This window comes from Enterococcus sp. AZ149 (assembly GCF_051714285.1).
Taxonomy (GTDB): domain Bacteria; phylum Bacillota; class Bacilli; order Lactobacillales; family Enterococcaceae; genus Enterococcus_D; species Enterococcus_D entomosocium.
On the sequence record NZ_JBIORO010000001.1, the window covers coordinates 3,117,968 to 3,136,783 of the forward strand.

Below are 18,816 nucleotides of genomic sequence, written 5' to 3' on the forward strand. Positions count from 1 at the left end.
GCTTTTCTTCAAATTTTTGGTTGCTGTGCTAAAAACTGTGTCAGTTTACTTTGATCGATGGCTTCATACTGCGATAGGAAGCGACCGATTGCTTGAACGACTGCCGGTAGATGACCCGCTTCATCATTTTCGATCTGCAGCACCAGCAGTGGTTCGTGCAAGCTCATTCGCAGCAAGAACCAGCCTTGGCCATAGGGCGCTGTCAAGTTGATGCGAATGCCTTCCTCATTTTCTGGATCGATCTGCCAGCCTGGCAGCAAATGATCGGCTAAATCCGCGATCACTTGGCGACCATAGTCTTGATAGTCGGCTTTTTGGATCGCAAAGCGCAATTCTTGGGTCTCGGCGGGTTGTTGCAACGCCGCGATCAGCTCATCCAGTGTCGTGCCTTGCTGTTGCAATTGTGGCAGCATCATCAAGAGCTTGGCGATCACGTACGCCCCGTCATCTAAAAAGAAATTTTCTTTAAACGCGGCATGCCCGCTGGTTTCGATGGCTAACTGTGTGTCCAGTCCTGCTTCATTCAATTCAATCGCTTTGTTGATCACATTGCGGTAGCCAGAAATATAGCGTACTTGCTGCCCTCCCAGTGCTTCGATAAAGGTTTTTAAATGATTAGAGGTTGGTGAATTAGTGACGATACGCGTGCCAGGGTGTTCCGCTAAGATGATCTTGCTTAATACAGCAATCATATTGTTGCGGTTCAAGGGCTCACCGCTTTTGGTCACGACAGCCGAGCGGTCGACATCGGTATCGAAAATAATGCCTAGATCGGCTTGTTCTCGTAAGACGGCTTCACGAATACTTGCCATCGCCTCTTTATTGTCTGGATTAGGGATATGATTGGGAAAATGCCCATCCGGTTCTAAAAATTGCGAGCCATTCGTATCTGCCCCTAGCGGCAGCAACACTTTTTCAGCAAAAAAGCCGCCGGCACCATTGCCTGCATCAACAATGATCTTTAATCCAGCCAAAGGTTTTTCCTCATTGGTTCCCATCCCTTGGCGAATTTTTTGCAGTAGATCTTGGGCATAAGGCGTCAGCAGGTCTTTTTGCTGATAGCTTCCTTTTTCCGCTGCCTCATGAACGGTAGTGTGGGTCAAAATATAGTGGATATCCATTTTTTCGGCACCGCCTTGGCGGCTGAAAATTTTTATTCCATTAAAGTAATAAGGCAAATGACTCGCTGTCAGCATCACACCAGCATCACAGTCGAAATCCGCAAACTGTGTGCTCATAAACATGGCTGGTGTCGTTGCCAAGCCACAATCGATCACTGCCACGCCTTCTTGCTGCAGCTGTGCCATCAACACTTCTTGCAGTGCTTCGCCACTCAAGCGACTGTCACGACCGACTGCCACGCGAAAAGGTCCGCTGCCCTTTGTTTCCAACCAGTTGCGCAAGCCCGAAGCAACTTGCCGAACCGCTTGCTCCGTCAGCGTCACCTGTTCTTTTTCTGTTGCGATCGCAATCCCTCGAATATCAGAACCATTTTGCAAATCAACGATGTTCATTTCCTCCACCCCTTCTTGTAACCGGAATCAATTTTATTATACCAGAGAAAAAAGGAAATGAAATTGCTTTTTAGTATTTTTTACTATAAATAGTTTACTTTCCTTATTCTTTAAACGGAATCCCTTCCAGTTGCAGTAGTCGGCGTTTGGTTGCTAACCCGCCCCGATACCCCGTCAAGCGGCCGTTTTTTCCTAACACCCGATGACAAGGAACCACGATCATCATTGGGTTACGCCCCACTGCGTTGGCGACAGCTCGGACAGCGATCGGACGTTGAATGCGCAGCGCCAAGTCACTGTACGTAGTGGTTTCACCATAAGGAATTTGGGTCAGTGCTTGCCAAACGGTTTGTTGAAACGGTGTCCCTACAAAATCAAACGCAAAAGTAAACGTCACTGGTTCCCCTGCAAAATAAGCTTGCAGCTGCGTTTCAATTACTGGATCAAGGTCAGCTATACTACTGATTTCAGCCAATGGAAAGAATTTGAGTAATTCATGATGATCCTGCTGCCGACCAAAATACACTAGCCCTTTTTCCGATTGGACCACCTCATACCATTCTTCGTCTAAAACGATCTTTGCCAATGCTAGTTTCATATTTTCACCTCATGGAATCCATTTTCCGCAGCACAACTGCTTACGTGCTGCCGCCGTTCTACGGCTGTCTCAGTGACAGTATACCATTTTTTCGAGCTGCGCAAAAAAACCGACTGGCTTACTGCCAATCGGTCGTTGCAAACAAGGGGAAAATAGGCAGATCGCCAGTCGCTGCAGCTTCAAGCCGTAGCAATGGCAGAATCAATCCAATTCGATTTTCCCAGTATATAGCTGATAATAGGTGCCTTTTTCTGCCAACAGCGTTTCATGGGTCCCCCGCTCAATGATACGGCCATGATCCATCACCATGATGGCATCGGAGTTTTGGATTGTAGACAATCGATGGGCGATCACAAACACGGTCCGTCCAGACATCAAACGATCCATCCCTGATTGGACGATACGCTCTGTACGGGTATCGATGCTTGAGGTGGCTTCGTCTAAGATCATCACTGGCGGATCAGCGATCGCTGCGCGAGCAATTGCCAACAGCTGCCGTTGACCTTGGGAAAGCCCTTCGCCATCGCCCGTGATCACGGTGTCGTATTTTTCTGGCAAATGGTTGATAAACATGTCGGCATTGGCTAGTTTCGCTGCTGCCAGCACTTCTTCATCACTGGCATCCAGTTTTCCGAAGCGAATATTCTCGCGAATCGTTCCAGTAAACAAATGGGTGTCTTGCAAAACGATTCCTAATGAGCGACGGAGGGATTCCAGATGGATTTTTTCAATATTGATACCATCATAGCGAATCTTCCCGTCTTGGATGTTGTAGAACCGATTGATCAGATTGGTAATCGTTGTCTTACCAGCACCTGTTGCACCAACAAAGGCAACTTTTTGCCCAGGCTCTGCATACAGATTGATCTCATGTAAGACCAGTTGATTATCGACATAGCCGAAATCAACATCTTCAAACCGCACGTCTCCCGTCACTTCCGTATAGGTAATGGTTCCATCCTCGTGGGGATGTTTCCACGCCCACGTGCCTGTTCGTTCTTTGGTTTCAACTAGTTGACCTTGCGACCATTTGGCATTGACCAGTGTGACGTAGCCATGATCGATTTCTGGCGTTTCATCTAATAGGTTGAAAATTCGCTCAGCACCGGCTAATGCCATGATTACAAAGTTGATTTGTTGTGATACTTGGCTGATAGGGCCATTCAATGAACGGCTCAGTTGCAAGAAAGAAGCGATCATCCCGACCGTCAGTCCAGAAACACCATTGATGGCAAACAGGCCACCAATGATGGCGATCAAGACATATTGGACATTTAGTAAGTTCATCATGATCGGCATCAAGGTATTGGCATTGACATTGGCTTTAGTGGCACTTTCTTGCAGTTGATCATTTAAGGCATCAAATTCTTCCATGACGATTTTTTCATGATTGAAGATTTTGACGACTTTTTGTCCGTGCATCATTTCTTCGATATACCCGTTGACAGCGCCTAAATCTCGTTGCTGTGCGCCAAAGAAGCGGCCGCTGCGGCGAGAAATGATGCGGATCACATTCAGCATCAAAATAACCGACAGCATCACGAACAGAGTCAATGGAACACTGATGGAGAACATGGCGATAAAGACAGAACAAAAGGTTACCGCCGCCATCATCAAGTTTGGAATACTTTGGGAGATCATTTGACGCAACGTGTCCGTATCGTTGGTAAAGTGACTCATGATGTCGCCATCTGAGCGGGCATCAAAGTAGCCGACTGGTAGAGACTGCATATGTGTAAACATTTGGTCACGGATTTTTTTCTGCGTGCCCTCACTGATCTTGACCATCATAAAGTTATAGATCAGTGCGGCCAAGATCCCAATCAGGTAGATGATCGCCATTTGGACGATCGCCCGAAACAAGCCGCCAAAATCAGGATTGGCTTGCCCTAAAAGCGGTGTGATATGATCGTCGATCACGACTTGTAAAAACAACGAACCACGAACGTTGGCAAAAGCACTTAACAAGATCATAACAACGACGAATAGGAGTTGTCCTTTGTAGTCGCCAAACATCGTTCGCAATAAACGTTTTAATGTACGCTTGGGATTTGCTGCTTGTCTATTCTTCACCTTCACCAAATCCTTTCTGCTGCGAATGGTACACTTCTTGATAGATGGCATTGTTTGCCAACAATTCTTCGTGGGTACCGATGCCATTGATTTTGCCATCATCCATTACGATGATCCGGTCGGCGTCTTCGATCGAATTGATCCGTTGGGAAATAATGATCGTCGTCGTTCCCGGAATTTCTCGTTTCAAGCCTTCGCGGATACTGCGATCGGTTTTGGTGTCGACGGCACTAGTAGAATCATCGAGAATCAAGATTTTCGGTTTCTTTAATAAGGCGCGAGCAATCGTCAACCGTTGTTTTTGCCCACCGGAAACATTGTTCCCTCCTTGTGAGATCTGCGTTTCATATTTATCAGGAAACTCTTGAATGAAGGGATCGGCTTGTGCGATCGTCGCCACGCGCTGGATCTCTTCATCCGACGCCTCTTCATTGCCCCAACGTAAATTGTCGTTGATGGTGCCGCTAAAGAGTACATTGTTTTGCAAGACCATACTTACTTGGTCCCGCAATGCTTCTAAATCATAATCGCGAACATCATGACCGCCGACGATGACACGCCCTTCAATCACATCATATAAGCGGGGGATCAGCTGGACGAGGGTGGATTTCCCGCTCCCGGTTCCACCAATGATCCCAATGACTTCACCGGATTCGATGCGTAGATTCGCATCAATCAGCGCCAACTTGTTTTTGTCATTGGCGTAACTAAAGCCGACATTTTCAAAAATGATGGAGCCGTCTTTGATTTCTTTGACTGGTTCGGCGGGATTTTTCAAGTCACTTTCTTCATCTAATACTTCCACGACCCGTTCTGCCGACGTTCGTGCGATCAAAATCTGCACGAAAGCCATCGACATCATCATCAAGCTCATCAAAATCTGCATCGTGTAGTTGAACATGCTGACTAATTCACCAGTCGTCAGGCTACTTTGTTCCACGATCAACTGGGCACCAAACCATGACAAGAGCAACATACATGTATAGACTGCAAATTGCATCAATGGCATGTTAAAAGAGACGATTCGTTGCGCGAGAGTGAAATTCCGATAAACATCGGTGGACACTTCGCCAAACAGTTCTTCTTGTTGTTCTTCCCGGACATACGATTTCACAACGCGAACCCCTTGTAGATTCTCTTGCACCACATTATTCAAGCGGTCATAAATGCGGAATACTTTTAGAAATAGCGGGTGGGCAAAACGAATCACTAAGGCAAGGCCAATCGCTAAGATCGGTAAAACAACTAAGTAGATCGTCATAAGTTCTGGGCTGATGGTGCTAACCATTGCAAGTGAGAAAATCAGAACTAACGGACTGCGGACCAGAATACGAATAATCATTTGATACGCATTTTGGACGTTGGTCACGTCAGTGGTCAAGCGGGTGATCAAACTGGAGGAAGAAAAGCGGTCAATGTTTGAAAAGGAAAAATCTTGGATTCGGCGAAACAGATTGTGCCGCAGGTTGCGGGCAAAACCAGCCGAAGCGATCGCTGCCGTTCGTCCGCCAAGCGTTCCTAAAAGTAATGCGATCAAGGAACATAAAAAAAGCAAGCCGCCATCTCTTAGAATCACACCGGCGTCTCCTTTTTCGATCCCTTGGTCGATCATCATGGCCATGATCAGGGGCATAATGACATCTAAGGCAACCTCTCCTGCTACATACACAGGGGTCAGCAAGCTGTCCTTCTTATAGCTGCCAACATTCGCGAGTAATTTTTTTATCATTTGTTTCGTCCCTTCTATAGATGGCACTGCGGAGCCATTTTTTCTCGTTACCATCAAGTTTACTTTATCGATCCAGCGATTTCAAGCGGCTCGCTCGTGTTTTTTTTACAATTAGTAAGTAAAAACACCCTTCCAAGGAAGGGTGCTTACCTTTTGATGCTGTGTGAAAAAGTGTCGGTTGCGAGATTATTCGGCAGCAGATGAACTAGCGGTACTGACCGGTTCATCCGCCTCCCCGCCATCCTCTGCCGGCGGTGTTTGGGTACTGCCTTGCAGATTGCCGCGGCTGATACCGATGGTGATCCACGTTTCTAGGGGAATGAACTCGCCGTAGCGGCTCATTTCAACGACGGTTCCTTTTGGTTCCGCCGAATCGACATAGTAGATTTCGTAATAGACATTGGCGCCTTTTGATTTGTATTCATCAAAGAATAGTTTTGGCAAGTCGCCTTCCGTTGCTTGGAAACGGATGTCTTTCAAATACGGTCTGCCTAATGAGTAGACGACTTTGACAGTTGGCAAAGTATCGCTTTCGCTGTACTCTTTGCCCGCTTCCTCCGACTGACTCAAGAAACTACCATACGCCACTTGATCGGAATAGACCGTGCTGACTTGCAGCGGGATTTTTGATTCTAGTCCTTGGGCTTCTTCGATCGTGTATTGTGAAAAATCTGGAACGGTCAAAGCTTGGCCTTTTGAGACCTTCACCACAAATTCTTCTTTTTTCGCAAGTTTGCTGCCTTTGACTGGTTCTTGTGAAACGACCAGATCCAGGGCGACACTGTCAGAAAAGACGGTTTCTTCTTTGTATTTCAAGTCATTCTTTTTCGCCCATTCAGAAGCTTCACTTTTGGCTTTGCCTGTAAAATCAGGTACTTCAATATTTTTTTCAAAGACTTCTTTGCCCTTTGAATAGTAGACACTCAAACGGTCTTTGCGTTTGTATTCGGCTAAATCAAGCTCTTTGTTGGCCGCCTCTTGTTTGATAAAAGCTTCTGCTGCTACATTGTCGTCAAATTGTTCGATCAAAGAGAGGTTTTCGGCTTTATTGCTAGCGATCCAATCTTTTGCTTCGGTCACTTGCATCGCTGAAAAATCCGGTAGCTCTAAGCGTTCTTCAGGATCAGGCCCGAGACTCGCCGTCAGTGTCAGTGTGGCACCCTTCTTGATTTTTTTCTCAGGGTCGACACTTTGGTCGATTACTTGGTTGACGTCTTTGTCAAAGTCATATTCTTGCTCCACTTTGATAGCGACGCCTTCTTCCATGCCCCACGTCCGCGCTTCTGACAGATCTTGGGCAGTGAAATCCGGCACCTTCACATGGGTCATCTGATAATAGACGATCCCGATCACGGCAACCGCCAAGGCGGTCAGTAAAGCAATCAGCAAGATTTTTTTCTGCTGACGCTTTTTGTAGGTCGGATCAAATTCCGTTTCTTCTTTACCAAAACGGCTGACTGGTTCCTTTGATGCTACCTTCTCAGTCCCAGAACTCGCCGCTTTTGCTTCAGTCGTCTGTGTTTGTTGACGGGCTGCCGAGCGACTCATCGGCTCACTAGCTGTCGGCTCTTCTGATTGGTGAACCGTCGTTGGCTCCGCTGGTTTGCTCGCTTGCTCCGCGCCTCTTGCATTTTGATCTCCGACAGGTTCGCTAGTTTTTTTCTCGCTATTGCCAGCGGATTTCTTTTTGCCATCATAGTTGTCCGGGCTAAAATTTGATAAAAAATCACTCATGTTTACTCAACACACCTTTACGTAAATACAAGACTTCATCCGCTTGTTGAGCGATCTCGTTAGCGTGGGTCACGACGATCACACATTTGTTGTGGACGTGTGCCAGCTCCTTAAAGATATCGATGATCTCTTGTTCCATTTCTTCATCCAAATTCCCCGTTGGTTCGTCCGCTAAAATGATATCGACATTGGTGGCTAACGCCCGGGCGATCGCTACCCGCTGTTGTTCTCCACCAGATAATTGATTGACGAGCCGATCGGCTTTTTCTTTGGTGATGCCTATATAATCCAGTAAATTGTATGCCACTTCTCGCTGATTGTCTGGCAGCTGATTTTTCGTGATCGCCATCGGCACTAAGACATTTTCAACTGCACTTAAATAGGGAATCAGATTATAGCTTTGGAAAATGATACTGATGTCGTCGCGGCGATAATTTTCATGCCCAATTTTTTCGATATCGGTGCCTTCATAAAGTACTTGACCGCTTTTCGGACTATCCAACGCACTGATCAAGGATAAAAACGTCGTTTTTCCCGAACCAGATTGCCCTAAGATGGCATAGAAAGTCCCTTTTTCAAAAGAAACAGAGGTCTCTTTCAGTATATAGCGGCGCTGATCGCCGTCTTGGTAATAGTAATCGACTGCTTTGGTTTCTAATAAAGTCATCGTTGGTTCCTCCTACATCATGATTTTCTTTGGATTCAAGCGTAAAATATACAATAGCGGTAAAATAGCTGAGAACAAGACGGTTCCTAAACCTAACAGCAGATACGTAATGATGTAGCCTGCTGAGAAGGACACTTGATAGGCATTCTTGATATCCATGTAATCAATATCAGCTGCCATCAAACCGCCAGAATAAACACCGCCCATATCATTTTGATTGCTCATCCAATCGTTTTGCATCAAGGTATTTGAAACGGCACCACCTAATAAGTTCCCGGTCACTAAGGACAATAGCAGTGCGGCTAAACTAACCAGCAAGACTTCAATCACGATCTGTCCAATGACTTTCCCACGGCTTTCCCCTAAGGAGAGATAGATGCCCAATTCTTGTTTCCGATCTCGTAAGAAAAGCAAGACCACTAAGGAAATAATAAAGATGGTTGCGATCGACGCAATGATCACGATGTAATTTGCGATCACCCCTAACCGAGTAAAGCCACCGGCGATCTGCTCGTATTGATCCGTATTAGCAATGACACGATAATATTGGGGCAATAAGGCACCGGCTTCTTGTTTAAAGGCTTCGACGTCATCCGTTGAATTTAGGACAAAGATCGGTTGATAATAGGCGTCTGACTCTTCTTCGATCACTTCTTGACCCCAAAGTTTTTCAGACTGCAATTTGTTAAAATCTTGCACTAAATTATTGCTAGCATAAAAGGTATTGATTTGTTCCATCACTTGCCATACCTGATCACTATTTTGTGAATCACTTTGATCTGATGAACTACTTTGATTGCTTTGATCCTTTTTAATTACAGAAAAGATCCCTGCAATGGTCACGGGATAATCAAAGGTCGCGACACGATTGCCACTCTCAGCCGTTTCGTCCGTCGCATCCTCACTATCATCACTTACTCCCTCGCTTGAACCACCTTCCATCATGACTTCTGCCCGTGTATCCCATACCAATTGATCACCGACACTCAGGTTATTCAATTCTGCGATCTCTTTACTGATCAATACCGCGTTCGTCAACTCACTGACATCTTTTTCTGTCAATCCCTCGCCTTCCTCCAAGCGAATCAAGCCTTCTTGCATGTCTAATGGCTCAACCAAATTTCCGCCCTTCAAAGAGAAATAGTTGCCACCCATGCCGACCGAGCCATCCTCCGGCGTATAGGCTTTCAATTTTGTTGTTTCTAACCACGCTTGATTTTGGTAATCAAAATATTTCACATAGCTTAATTGACCGATTTGCTCATAAAGATCCAGCGCTGGTGGTTTCGGATAAAAATCTTCTTGAGACCGCTCTTCGTCCGAAGCATCCGCATGGTCTTTTTCAAAACCTTCCCAATCCATTTCCACCGTAGCTACGTTCCCCATTTTGCGTTTCGTCTCTCGCTCCACGTTGGCAGTGGATTGTTGAATTGCTACAGCACCAGCGATCACATTGCCTAAAATAAATAGAACTAAAAATAAAATAAATGATTTCCCTTTTCTTCTGGTGATACTCTTTAATGCACGCTGCCAAAAGTTCATTGTTATTTCCTCCAGTGACATTATTTTTTAACAATTATTCCATACTTCTCCCTCAAGAACAATCGCAATAAAGGATCGTTTTTCGAATTTAAAATATTAAAAAACGGGTGAAAAAGATATTTCCATTTAAGAACCCTTATAAAAGAACAAGAAAAAGATGTTAAATAACAAATAAAAGAATGGAATTTTTGCTAACAGTTTTGTAAGATTTCCCGATTTCAACTTAGATTTCACTTGGATTCCATCAAAAATGCTTAGCGCTTTCGAGAGTATAAAAAAAACGAAGGAATTCTCCCACTCTTTTCCAGCGAGAAAATCCTTCGTTTTGTATTCCCTATTTTTCTTTCGTATCGATCACGATCGTCACCGGGCCATCATTGACCAAGGCGACTTGCATATCTGCGCCAAATTTTCCAGTAGCAACAGTGATGCCTTCGGCCTGTAAACCTTCATTAAAGGCTTCGTAAAGCGGGATCGCAATACTTGGCGGTGCCGCTTGAATGAAACTAGGGCGATTGCCTTTCTTGGTCTCCCCATAAAGGGTGAACTGTGAAATACTCAAGACGGCGCCGTTTATGCTTTCCAGTGACCGATTCATTTTGCCCTCTTCGTCTTCAAAAACCCGCAGATTTTTGATTTTTCTTACGAGATAAGCCACATCGTCGCCTGTATCCTCATGGGTGATCCCCAACAAAACCATGAACCCTTGTTGGATCGCACCGACGATATTGTCCTCAATCGACACGTTTGCTTGACTGACTCGCTGGATCACTGCCCGCATTCTTTCTCACCCCTTCGTACGTCTGACGCTGTAAACATCTGGAATCTGCTTGATTTTATCAACGATCGATTTCAAATGAGTCAAATTCTGAATCGCCACCGTGATACGGATCGTTGCCATTTTGTCTTTATTGGTTTTGGCTTCGACACTCACTAAGCGTTTCGTGACGCTATTGACCGTCTGTAAGACATCGTTGAGCAACCCAGAACGATCATAGCCGTAGATCTCAAGATCGGCATCGTATTCTTTGTTGATGTCGGTAGCATCTTCCCACTCAACATCGATCAAACGGTTCGCTGCCTCTTTGTTTTGAACATTGGGGCAATCGCTGCGGTGGATCGAGATTCCCCGCCCTTTAGTAATATAGCCGACGATCGAATCCCCAGGAACCGGATTGCAGCAGCGGGAGATGCGGATCAACAAGTTATCGACCCCTTCAATGACAATGCCGCCTTCGTGACGAACCTTCATTTTTTCTGGTTCTTTTTTCGCCGGTTGATTGATCATCTCTTGGACTTGCTGCTTTTGCTTCTCGATTTGTTTCTCGCGCCGTTCTTCTTCGGTCAAACGGTTGGCTAAGGTCGTGGGACTGACTTCCCCATAGCCGACAGAGGCAAACAGGTCATCTTCTGTTTGATAATTGAATCGTTCGCAAGCTTCCGCCATTTTGCTTTTCGTCAAGAATTCTTTTGGCACAAAGCCCATATCTTGTAAGGTACGAACCACTGCCTCATGTCCTTTGATGATATTCTCATCACGATCTTGGGCTTTAAAAAATCGTTTGATTTTGTTCTTCGCTTTGCTGGTAGCAACTAGTTTGACCCAGTCGCGGCTTGGCCCAAAGGAATTCGGTGATGTCAGAATCTCAATAATGTCGCCATTTTTCAGCTTATAGTCTAATTGGACCATTTTGCCGTTGACCTTGGCACCAGTAGTTTTGTTGCCGATGTCGGTATGGATGCTATAGGCAAAATCCAGTGGACTGGATCCTTGAGGCAACTCCGTCACATCACCTTTTGGCGTAAATACATAGACTTTGTCGCTGAAAATATCGCCTTTGACACCTTCCATAAATTCAGAAGCATCATAGCTTTCATCTTGTAGTTCCAAAATTTCTCGGAACCAGCCAACTTGTTGGGTCATCTTGTCGGCTCTGACTTTTTCGGTCTTGCCTTCTTTATAGGCCCAGTGCGCAGCAACCCCAAATTCAGCGATCTCATGCATTTCATGGGTCCGAATTTGGATCTCGACAGGATTGCCTTTGGGACCAATGACCGTCGTATGCAGCGATTGGTACATGTTGGCTTTTGGCATAGCGATATAGTCCTTGAACCGCCCAGGCATTGGTTTCCATTTTGTATGGATCGTTCCCAAAACCGCGTAACAATCTTTGATGGAGTCAACGATCACTCGGATCGCCAACAAATCATAAATTTCATTGAACTGTTTCTTTTGGTCTTTCATTTTGCGATAGATCGAGTAAATATGCTTTGGTCGACCATAGATCTCAGCATAGATATCTAGTTCCTCCGTAGCGATCCGAATCTCTTCCACGGTTTCGGAAACGTAGGATTCCCGTTCTTCTCGTTTGGTCTGCATCAAATGCACGATTCGGTAATATTGCTGTGGATTCAAGTAACGCAAAGAAATATCTTCTAGTTCCCATTTGATTCGGCTGATCCCTAAACGATGAGCCAATGGGGCATAGATTTCCATCGTTTCTTGGGCGATGCGGCGTTGTTTGTCTTCCCGCAGATGTTTCAACGTACGCATATTATGTAAACGGTCAGCCAGTTTGACCATGATGACCCGTAAATCTTGCGCCATGGCGATCAACATTTTTCGATGATTTTCTGCTAATTGTTCTTCATGAGATTTGTACTTGATCTTACCCAGCTTGGTCACGCCATCCACTAGCATCGCTACATCGGCACCGAATTCTTCTTTCAGATCGGCTAACGTCACATCGGTATCTTCGACGACATCATGCAAAAAACCAGTTGCAACGGTATGAGGGTCCATCTGCAATTCTGCCAAGATCCCCGCAACTTGGATTGGATGAATAATGTAAGGCTCGCCGGATTTACGGAATTGTTCTTTGTGGGCTTCTGTCGCGTAGTCTAATGCTTTTTGGACAAAGGCAACGTGTTCTTCACTCATATAATGAGCGACCAATTTGATGACATTGGGCCCGGTCAATATAACTTCTTTTGCCATTCATTCCGCCTCCTGCTTTTCTTTTTTGTGCTATCAAAAAGGCAGACAGAAGTCGCTGTTAACGTTTCGTCACGCACCCAAAGCCTTGCGGACAAACGTTCTAAGCATGGGACTCCTGTCTAACCTGCAGTTCTTATTTAGTAGTATTATTATACAAATTTTTCAGCTATTTTTCAATCGCTGTTGTTCAAAGCACATCGGGTGCCGGCTTGTCCTTAAGCAATTCTTCAAAAACATGATACGAGAGCCCGATTTTCTCGGCGCCGGCAGCCTGTAGTGATTGCATAGCTTGTTCATCTATTGTGTCAGGATTGATCTGGATCGACAGTTGACTGCCACCATCTAAGGAAAACAAGCTCACGTCGTGCAATGCTTCTGCTAGTGGTTGTTTTTGTCCTAACACGATCTTTGGCCATGCTTCTTCTTTCAAGCGTTGTGCCACTTGGATCTTCGTCAATTCATTCATGATCTCGGTTTGCACAGCTAAGCGGATCTCCCCTCCTGTCAAGGTCAAGGAGCGAATCGTTTCGGTCAATTCCGCAAAGCCACGATCATTTTCCATGAAGGAAGAAGCCGGTAGCCAGACTTCCAAAAAATCGGCACCTTCCATAAACGCCCGACCGATTTCAAACGCTACCTTTGCCAGTGTTCCTTGGGCAAGGGGGTAATCGATCACTGCGCCGATTTGTAAGGAAGAGCCTTGTGCCAAGATTTTCGCCCGCCGAATGGCACTAGGCAAAACGACGACTTCCTTTAAAGCCGTTTTATATTGATTGATAAAATCCTCCAAGACCCAGTCGGTCAGATCGGCCGTCAACAAACGGACACTGATTGCTTCTTGGTTCTTATTCATCAACTCACATCCTCTTTAATTCCGTTAGCACACTGACAGCACTTAAAAAATAAAACGGCGCTGTTTCTGTTCGTAAAATCCGAGGGCCTAACCCGCATAATTTAGCGTTGTTTTCCTGGGCTCCTTCGATTTCGGAGGGGGTCAGACCGCCTTCTGGGCCAAAGATCGCTAAAACTTTGCTACCAACGGGCAATTCGGTGACCACTTGCAGCAGCATCGCTGCTTCTCCTTGCTTGGCTGATTCTTCATAAGCCACTAGGACCGCATCGTACTGACTGAGGCTTTGCCAAAATGCTTTGGCGTTATCCAGCAGTGTGATGGCTGGTGCGATCTGCCGTTGGGATTGCTCCGCCGCTTCTTGGGCGATTTTTTGCAGCCGCTGCTGCTTTTTCTGTAATTTCTTTTGATCCCATTTCACGACCGAAGTTTGCGCAGGAAAACCGATAAAGGCTGCCGCCCCAAGTTCCGTGCCTTTTTGAACGATCAAGTCCAGCTTGTCGCCTTTCGGGTAGCCGCTAGCGATCGTGACCTGCAGCGGCAATTCCTTGTCCTGCTGTTCTTTTTCGACTTCCTCTAAGTAAACCGTTTCTTCATCGGCCTCTTTGATCTTGGCGATGATCGCCAAATGATCCTCAAAAACTAAACCGACTTTCGTGCCGGGAGTCATGCGCATCACTCGGATCATATGGTGGAAGGGGTCTCCCGAAACGGCAAACACCGCTTTTGCTTCATAAGGCTCCTGTAAAAAATATCGCTGCATCTTACTCTACCTCTGGTTTTTTAAAGGCGATCGCATACCAGTCTTTTTGATTGAACAATTGATCGATCTCAAAGCCTTGTGCGATCATGGCATCGATCACTAATTGTTTTTTCGTCTCAATGATCCCAGAAACGATCAAGGTACCCTCTTGCTTCAATAAACGCCATGCATCAGGGATCATCAATAAAATGATATCCGCTAAAATATTGGCAACGATAAGATCCGCAGGGACCGTCACCCCTTGCAAAAGGTCATTGGCTTGCACGGTCACATCGTGAGCAATGGGGTTCATCGCCATATTTTCTTGGGCGGACCTCACAGCGACTTCATCTAGATCATAAGCAAACACGTCTTTGGCACCTAAATATTTGCTGGCGATACTTAACACCCCTGAGCCCGTCCCGACATCTAAGACGGTTTCACCGCCCCGCAAGTAGACTTCTAGGGCTTGTAATGTCAAGCGTGTCGTAGGATGCGTGCCGGTCCCAAAAGCCATTCCCGGATCAAGGGTGATGATCTTTTCATCTTCTTGCAGCGGTTGATAGTTTTCCCAGCTCGGCACGATCGTCAGATAGCGGGAGATACGGACTGGATGGTAATATTTTTTCCAGGCCGTTGCCCATGCTTCTTCCACGACCTCGCTCGTTGTGATGGTGTTTTTGCCGATTGCCAAACCATACTCCGGCAGACGGTCGATGGCTGCTTTGATCGTCGGCAGCACTTCTGGCAAAAAAATCGTCTCTGGGAAATAGGCACTGACTTGCGCACCTTCTTCTAAGGTCGTATAGGTTTCTTTATCCAAAATTTCGCCATACGCATCGCTTTTAAAATTTTCGACATCTAAAACGTCCTCGATCGCTACCCCACTTGCTCCGTGTTCCATTAAAATATTGGCGACTGCTTCCACTGCTTCGCTAGCTGTCGCTACGGTTACTTCATTCCATTTCATGTTCGTTCTCCTTAGTAACTAGGGTACGGGATTATGGTTTCCCCAGCCCCGGCTTGATAGTTCGTCATTTTCTCCACAAATGCTTCTTCGTTGAATCGCAATTCAAAGATCGCTTCTTCACTGTCATCGTTCAAGAAATCAAGCAGATCGCTTTGGCCTTCTTCTAAAATTTCTTGAATGTAATCAACCAATCCGTCTAACAACGCTTTTTGGATCCCTTTTTTTCCTGCATAAGGAATCGTCGCTAAATAATCTTCTTCATCAAACGTTGATTTTTGTGGATCATACAACAAAATCCCATCTTCAAATTCAATGATCGCTTCCTCTGATGCCACACCTTGCGCATCGTCGATTTGGACTTGTTGAGGATTTTCGGCAAACAAGCGCAACACCAATTCGATGGTATGATTTTTGGCATCCCAATCGATCGCCACATCATAATCGGAGATTTTTTTCGTTAATCGCTGATCTAAGTAAGTCAATATCGTTTCTTTCGCCATCACTATTCCTTCTTTCTAGCCAGCCATGATCTTGCTGAACAGCGGCTTTTCGTATATTTGTTAAATAAGGATTACCAGCTACCGCAAATCGAAGCGGCATCTGAGTCCACTCCCCTTTGTTCGGGATACCAATTCGAGGCAATGCCAAAATTTCTTTTGGGGTACGTCGGCGCTCAGGAACCAAATGCAGCGGACTCGTAAAAATCGATTCGCCGTAAAGCTCAGCTGGAATCTGTAGTGCCTGTACTAGTTTCCCGGGGCCATTGGCTACATCCGGTCCCGTTTTTTGTCGCTGTTGTTCCATCAAGTCAATCCCATCCACCGGTTCTAGCCCGCGAATCATGATTCCTTGTGGGATGCCTTTTGGTTGCGTAATAAAGTTGACAATTCGATGCGTATGCATCGTATATAAATAAATCGTGCCGGGTTCCTGATACATCGCCCGAACCCTTGGTGTGTTTCGCATGCCCACACTATGAGCCGCCAGATCATCGGGACCTAGATACGCTTCACAATCCACGATATACCCACCTAATGTTCCTTCTGGGGTCTCATGTTCCAAATACATCCCTAATAAGGCACGCGCGATGGTAGTTGTCGGCTGTGTCGCAAAAAGTGCCATTAATTCATCCATTCTCATCACCCTCTTTATTCTACACAATTCTCGGTCAACTTACTATCTTTGACTACAGAGTTGCGGTGATCTCAACGATTTCTTTTCAACGAACCTGTTTTTTGCTGACTGAGTGGAAAATACGCGCCCTTTTGTTTTCGTAAGGACGCAAATCAGCTTGTTTATGAGAATGTACGTTCTTATGTTATACTTACAGGAAAAGGAGAGGATCGTTTTATGCAGCAGCCACTTGCTTATCGAATGCGGCCACGGAACTTAGATGAAGTCGTCGGACAGCAGCATTTGGTTGGCCCGGGGAAAATCATTCGCCGAATGGTCGAAGCCAAAATGCTTTCTTCGATGATCCTATACGGACCGCCGGGAACCGGAAAAACCAGCATTGCCAGTGCGATTGCCGGCTCGACACGCTATGCGTTTCGCATGCTGAACGCCGCCACAGATACAAAAAAAGACCTGCAAATCGTGGCAGAGGAAGCCAAAATGAGCGGTACTGTCATTTTATTGCTTGATGAAGTCCATCGACTAGACAAGACAAAACAAGACTTTTTACTGCCCCATTTAGAAAGCGGCAAGATTATTATGATCGGTGCCACGACGGAAAATCCCTACATTACGATCAATCCAGCGATTCGCAGTCGGACACAGATTTTTGAAGTCAAACCGCTCCAAGAAGAAGATATTTTGACCGCCATTGATCAAGCTTTAGCAGATGAAACTCGCGGACTTGGATCAGAAACCATCGTATTGACCGATGATGCCCGCTTGCATCTCTCGCGAGCGACCAACGGTGATTTACGAAGCGCCCTCAATGGCTTAGAACTCGCTGCCCGTTCCACACCAAAAGGACCAGACGGCATTATTCATTTGACCTTAGCGATCATCGAAGAGTGCGTACAGCGCAAAGCGTTGACCCATGATAAAGATGGGGATGCCCACTATGATGTGATCTCTGCTTTTCAAAAATCGATTCGCGGCAGCGATGTGGATGGTGCGCTACATTACTTAGGTCGTTTAGTAGAGGCAGGCGATTTGGCGATCATTTGTCGGCGCTTGATGGTCATCGGTTATGAAGACATCGGTTTAGCTAACCCAGCAGCCGCTGCTCGAACCGTCAATGCTGTGTTAGCCGCTGAACGTTTGGGCTTGCCGGAAGCTCGGATCCCTTTGGCCGATACGGTGGTCGATCTATGTTTGTCACCAAAATCCAACTCGGCCTACATGGCATTGGATGCAGCGATCGCAGATATTCGTATCGGTAAAGCTGGCGATGTCCCGGATCATTTACGAGACAGTCATTACAAAGGCGCCGAAAGCTTGAATCGAGGAGTTGGCTATCAATACCCACATAATTTTGATGATGCATGGGTCGATCAGCAATATTTACCTGATAAGCTAAAAGGTACCCACTATTATCAACCGAAAACCACCGGTAAATATGAGCAAGCGTTGGGCCAACGGTACCAACAATTGCAGCAACGAAAGAAAAAAAACTAGGTACTTAGAAAAAATAGTGGCTTTTTGGTATCGTTTTCAAACAACTTTATTGCACCTTCGTCATTCCTATGCTACTATAAGGGTGGGAATTCTGTGATGTACGAGTTGTCCCTTTTGTGTGTTGACCGAACATTTTTATTGATATCTTGGGATCCGTCTTGTGTTAATGCTGGTAACATGCCTTTTCCTTTGGTAGTTCGAAGCTTAGACCGTGGAACCCACCTGCTAGAATTTGCGGGATCAATACTATGGGAAAAAGAACGGCATCAACGGATATTACCCATTCTTTTTAGAATGTGCCATCTGTTTTTAACAGATGGCTTTTTTGCGTTTTCTAGCCGTTAGAAACCGTGCAACGTCCTCCATCTGATATCAAAGTAAGGGTGGCTTTTGCTATTCTTTCTAGGGTTCGCTATACTAAACCTATCAACTTAGAATAGGATGGCGTATGTTTATGATTCTTCTATTATTTACGATCGTGGCACTCGTATTATTCGGCACCAGTTATTTGCTTTATGCCAAACAAGCGATTTTTTTCACTTTGATCCCTACTACTGAGGCGAATAAAGTCTTCTTAAAAACCTATAGCCTCATTCATTTCCTTTTAGGCGTAGTGGCATTGGTTGTGGGCTTTGTCGATAGAGAGCTGATTGCCTTGTTTTATTTGGCGTTGTTGCTGCTCTCTTCCGCTTCATTCAGCATCTTGCTGGCACAAAAAATGAAAAAAAAGGAAGATTAGGTTTTCTTTTTCCAGAAAAAAGCATTACAATA

16 protein-coding genes and 1 other RNA gene are annotated in these 18,816 nt (G+C 45.6%); 3 read left to right on the forward strand and 14 right to left on the reverse strand.

Features of this window, described 5'->3' with window-relative positions:
- Window positions 1-8 precede the first annotated feature (8 nt).
- The 14 genes from IGI94_RS14395 to IGI94_RS14460 all read right to left on the reverse strand — a co-directional run bounded on the left by IGI94_RS14395 (window position 9) and on the right by IGI94_RS14460 (window position 16,551).
- Window positions 9-1,514: a phosphoglucomutase gene (locus IGI94_RS14395; RefSeq protein WP_005233485.1), complete on the reverse strand. Its 1,506-nt coding sequence runs from the start codon at window positions 1,512-1,514 to the stop codon at window positions 9-11.
- A 103-nt stretch (window positions 1,515-1,617) separates the two neighbouring features.
- Window positions 1,618-2,112 carry a methylated-DNA--[protein]-cysteine S-methyltransferase gene (locus IGI94_RS14400; protein WP_438899908.1) on the reverse strand — a complete coding sequence of 165 codons (495 nt, stop codon included), beginning with the start codon at window positions 2,110-2,112 and terminating at the stop codon, window positions 1,618-1,620.
- A gap of 201 nt (window positions 2,113-2,313) precedes the next feature.
- The gene (locus IGI94_RS14405) at window positions 2,314-4,236 is read right to left on the reverse strand and encodes an ABC transporter ATP-binding protein (RefSeq protein WP_228085046.1); all 1,923 of its coding nucleotides are present in this window, start codon (window positions 4,234-4,236) and stop codon (window positions 2,314-2,316) included.
- Window positions 4,175-5,914, reverse strand: a complete 1,740-nt coding sequence (locus IGI94_RS14410) for an ABC transporter ATP-binding protein (protein ID WP_042890682.1) — start codon at window positions 5,912-5,914, stop codon at window positions 4,175-4,177. The genes IGI94_RS14405 and IGI94_RS14410 overlap by 62 nt, the downstream gene beginning before the upstream one ends.
- A 186-nt stretch (window positions 5,915-6,100) precedes the next feature.
- Window positions 6,101-7,648 carry a PASTA domain-containing protein gene (locus IGI94_RS14415; RefSeq protein ID WP_005233477.1) on the reverse strand — a complete coding sequence of 516 codons (1,548 nt, stop codon included), beginning with the start codon at window positions 7,646-7,648 and terminating at the stop codon, window positions 6,101-6,103.
- Window positions 7,641-8,315 carry an ABC transporter ATP-binding protein gene (locus IGI94_RS14420; protein WP_005227776.1) on the reverse strand — a complete coding sequence of 225 codons (675 nt, stop codon included), beginning with the start codon at window positions 8,313-8,315 and terminating at the stop codon, window positions 7,641-7,643. Before IGI94_RS14420 ends, IGI94_RS14415 begins: the two co-directional genes overlap by 8 nt.
- A 12-nt stretch (window positions 8,316-8,327) precedes the next feature.
- Window positions 8,328-9,878 (reverse strand): ABC transporter permease, encoded by a 1,551-nt coding sequence (locus tag IGI94_RS14425; protein WP_005233475.1) that lies wholly within the window; start codon window positions 9,876-9,878, stop codon window positions 8,328-8,330.
- Window positions 9,879-10,191: 313 nt separating this feature from the next.
- Complete coding sequence (dtd, locus tag IGI94_RS14430) at window positions 10,192-10,638, reverse strand: D-aminoacyl-tRNA deacylase (RefSeq protein ID WP_142437358.1); 447 nt, start codon at window positions 10,636-10,638, stop codon at window positions 10,192-10,194.
- Between the two features lie 6 nt (window positions 10,639-10,644).
- Window positions 10,645-12,855, reverse strand: coding sequence for a RelA/SpoT family protein (locus IGI94_RS14435; RefSeq protein ID WP_005233463.1), 2,211 nt, complete (start codon window positions 12,853-12,855; stop codon window positions 10,645-10,647).
- Window positions 12,856-13,042: 187 nt separating this feature from the next.
- Window positions 13,043-13,708, reverse strand: coding sequence for a deoxyribose-phosphate aldolase (locus tag IGI94_RS14440; protein ID WP_438899909.1), 666 nt, complete (start codon window positions 13,706-13,708; stop codon window positions 13,043-13,045).
- A 4-nt stretch (window positions 13,709-13,712) separates the two neighbouring features.
- Complete coding sequence (locus tag IGI94_RS14445) at window positions 13,713-14,468, reverse strand: 16S rRNA (uracil(1498)-N(3))-methyltransferase (RefSeq protein WP_438899910.1); 756 nt, start codon at window positions 14,466-14,468, stop codon at window positions 13,713-13,715.
- Window position 14,469: 1 nt separating this feature from the next.
- On the reverse strand, window positions 14,470-15,417 hold the full coding sequence (prmA, locus tag IGI94_RS14450; RefSeq protein WP_005233456.1) for a 50S ribosomal protein L11 methyltransferase: 948 nt from the start codon (window positions 15,415-15,417) through the stop codon (window positions 14,470-14,472).
- A gap of 11 nt (window positions 15,418-15,428) precedes the next feature.
- Entirely contained in the window at window positions 15,429-15,917 is a 489-nt protein-coding gene (locus IGI94_RS14455; protein ID WP_438899911.1) for a DUF3013 family protein, read from the reverse strand.
- Window positions 15,853-16,551, reverse strand: coding sequence for a DNA-3-methyladenine glycosylase (locus tag IGI94_RS14460; RefSeq protein ID WP_005233451.1), 699 nt, complete (start codon window positions 16,549-16,551; stop codon window positions 15,853-15,855). Before IGI94_RS14460 ends, IGI94_RS14455 begins: the two co-directional genes overlap by 65 nt.
- 216 nt (window positions 16,552-16,767) lie before the next feature.
- Here IGI94_RS14460 and IGI94_RS14465 point away from each other — a divergent pair, with 216 nt between their 5' ends.
- The 3 genes from IGI94_RS14465 (at window position 16,768) to IGI94_RS14475 (ending at window position 18,784) form a co-directional block, all read left to right on the forward strand.
- Window positions 16,768-18,045 carry a replication-associated recombination protein A gene (locus IGI94_RS14465; protein WP_196043832.1) on the forward strand — a complete coding sequence of 426 codons (1,278 nt, stop codon included), beginning with the start codon at window positions 16,768-16,770 and terminating at the stop codon, window positions 18,043-18,045.
- An 85-nt stretch (window positions 18,046-18,130) separates the two neighbouring features.
- A non-coding RNA gene (ssrS, locus tag IGI94_RS14470) (6S RNA) lies at window positions 18,131-18,325 on the forward strand.
- A gap of 168 nt (window positions 18,326-18,493) precedes the next feature.
- Window positions 18,494-18,784 carry a hypothetical protein gene (locus IGI94_RS14475; protein WP_005233435.1) on the forward strand — a complete coding sequence of 97 codons (291 nt, stop codon included), beginning with the start codon at window positions 18,494-18,496 and terminating at the stop codon, window positions 18,782-18,784.
- Window positions 18,785-18,816: the final 32 nt, after the last annotated feature.

Coding starts and splice junctions, on each gene's coding strand:
- IGI94_RS14395 (WP_005233485.1), bottom strand. CDS start 1,514: ATGAACATCGTTGATTTGCAAAATGGTTCTGATATTCGAGGGATTGCG.
- IGI94_RS14400 (WP_438899908.1), bottom strand. CDS start 2,112: ATGAAACTAGCATTGGCAAAGATCGTTTTAGACGAAGAATGGTATGAG.
- IGI94_RS14405 (WP_228085046.1), bottom strand. CDS start 4,236: ATGCCATCTATCAAGAAGTGTACCATTCGCAGCAGAAAGGATTTGGTG.
- IGI94_RS14410 (WP_042890682.1), bottom strand. CDS start 5,914: ATGATAAAAAAATTACTCGCGAATGTTGGCAGCTATAAGAAGGACAGC.
- IGI94_RS14415 (WP_005233477.1), bottom strand. CDS start 7,648: ATGAGTGATTTTTTATCAAATTTTAGCCCGGACAACTATGATGGCAAA.
- IGI94_RS14420 (WP_005227776.1), bottom strand. CDS start 8,315: ATGACTTTATTAGAAACCAAAGCAGTCGATTACTATTACCAAGACGGC.
- IGI94_RS14425 (WP_005233475.1), bottom strand. CDS start 9,878: ATGTCACTGGAGGAAATAACAATGAACTTTTGGCAGCGTGCATTAAAG.
- dtd (WP_142437358.1), bottom strand. CDS start 10,638: ATGCGGGCAGTGATCCAGCGAGTCAGTCAAGCAAACGTGTCGATTGAG.
- IGI94_RS14435 (WP_005233463.1), bottom strand. CDS start 12,855: ATGGCAAAAGAAGTTATATTGACCGGGCCCAATGTCATCAAATTGGTC.
- IGI94_RS14440 (WP_438899909.1), bottom strand. CDS start 13,708: ATGAATAAGAACCAAGAAGCAATCAGTGTCCGTTTGTTGACGGCCGAT.
- IGI94_RS14445 (WP_438899910.1), bottom strand. CDS start 14,468: ATGCAGCGATATTTTTTACAGGAGCCTTATGAAGCAAAAGCGGTGTTT.
- prmA (WP_005233456.1), bottom strand. CDS start 15,417: ATGAAATGGAATGAAGTAACCGTAGCGACAGCTAGCGAAGCAGTGGAA.
- IGI94_RS14455 (WP_438899911.1), bottom strand. CDS start 15,917: ATGGCGAAAGAAACGATATTGACTTACTTAGATCAGCGATTAACGAAA.
- IGI94_RS14460 (WP_005233451.1), bottom strand. CDS start 16,551: ATGGATGAATTAATGGCACTTTTTGCGACACAGCCGACAACTACCATC.
- IGI94_RS14465 (WP_196043832.1), top strand. CDS start 16,768: ATGCAGCAGCCACTTGCTTATCGAATGCGGCCACGGAACTTAGATGAA.
- IGI94_RS14475 (WP_005233435.1), top strand. CDS start 18,494: ATGTTTATGATTCTTCTATTATTTACGATCGTGGCACTCGTATTATTC.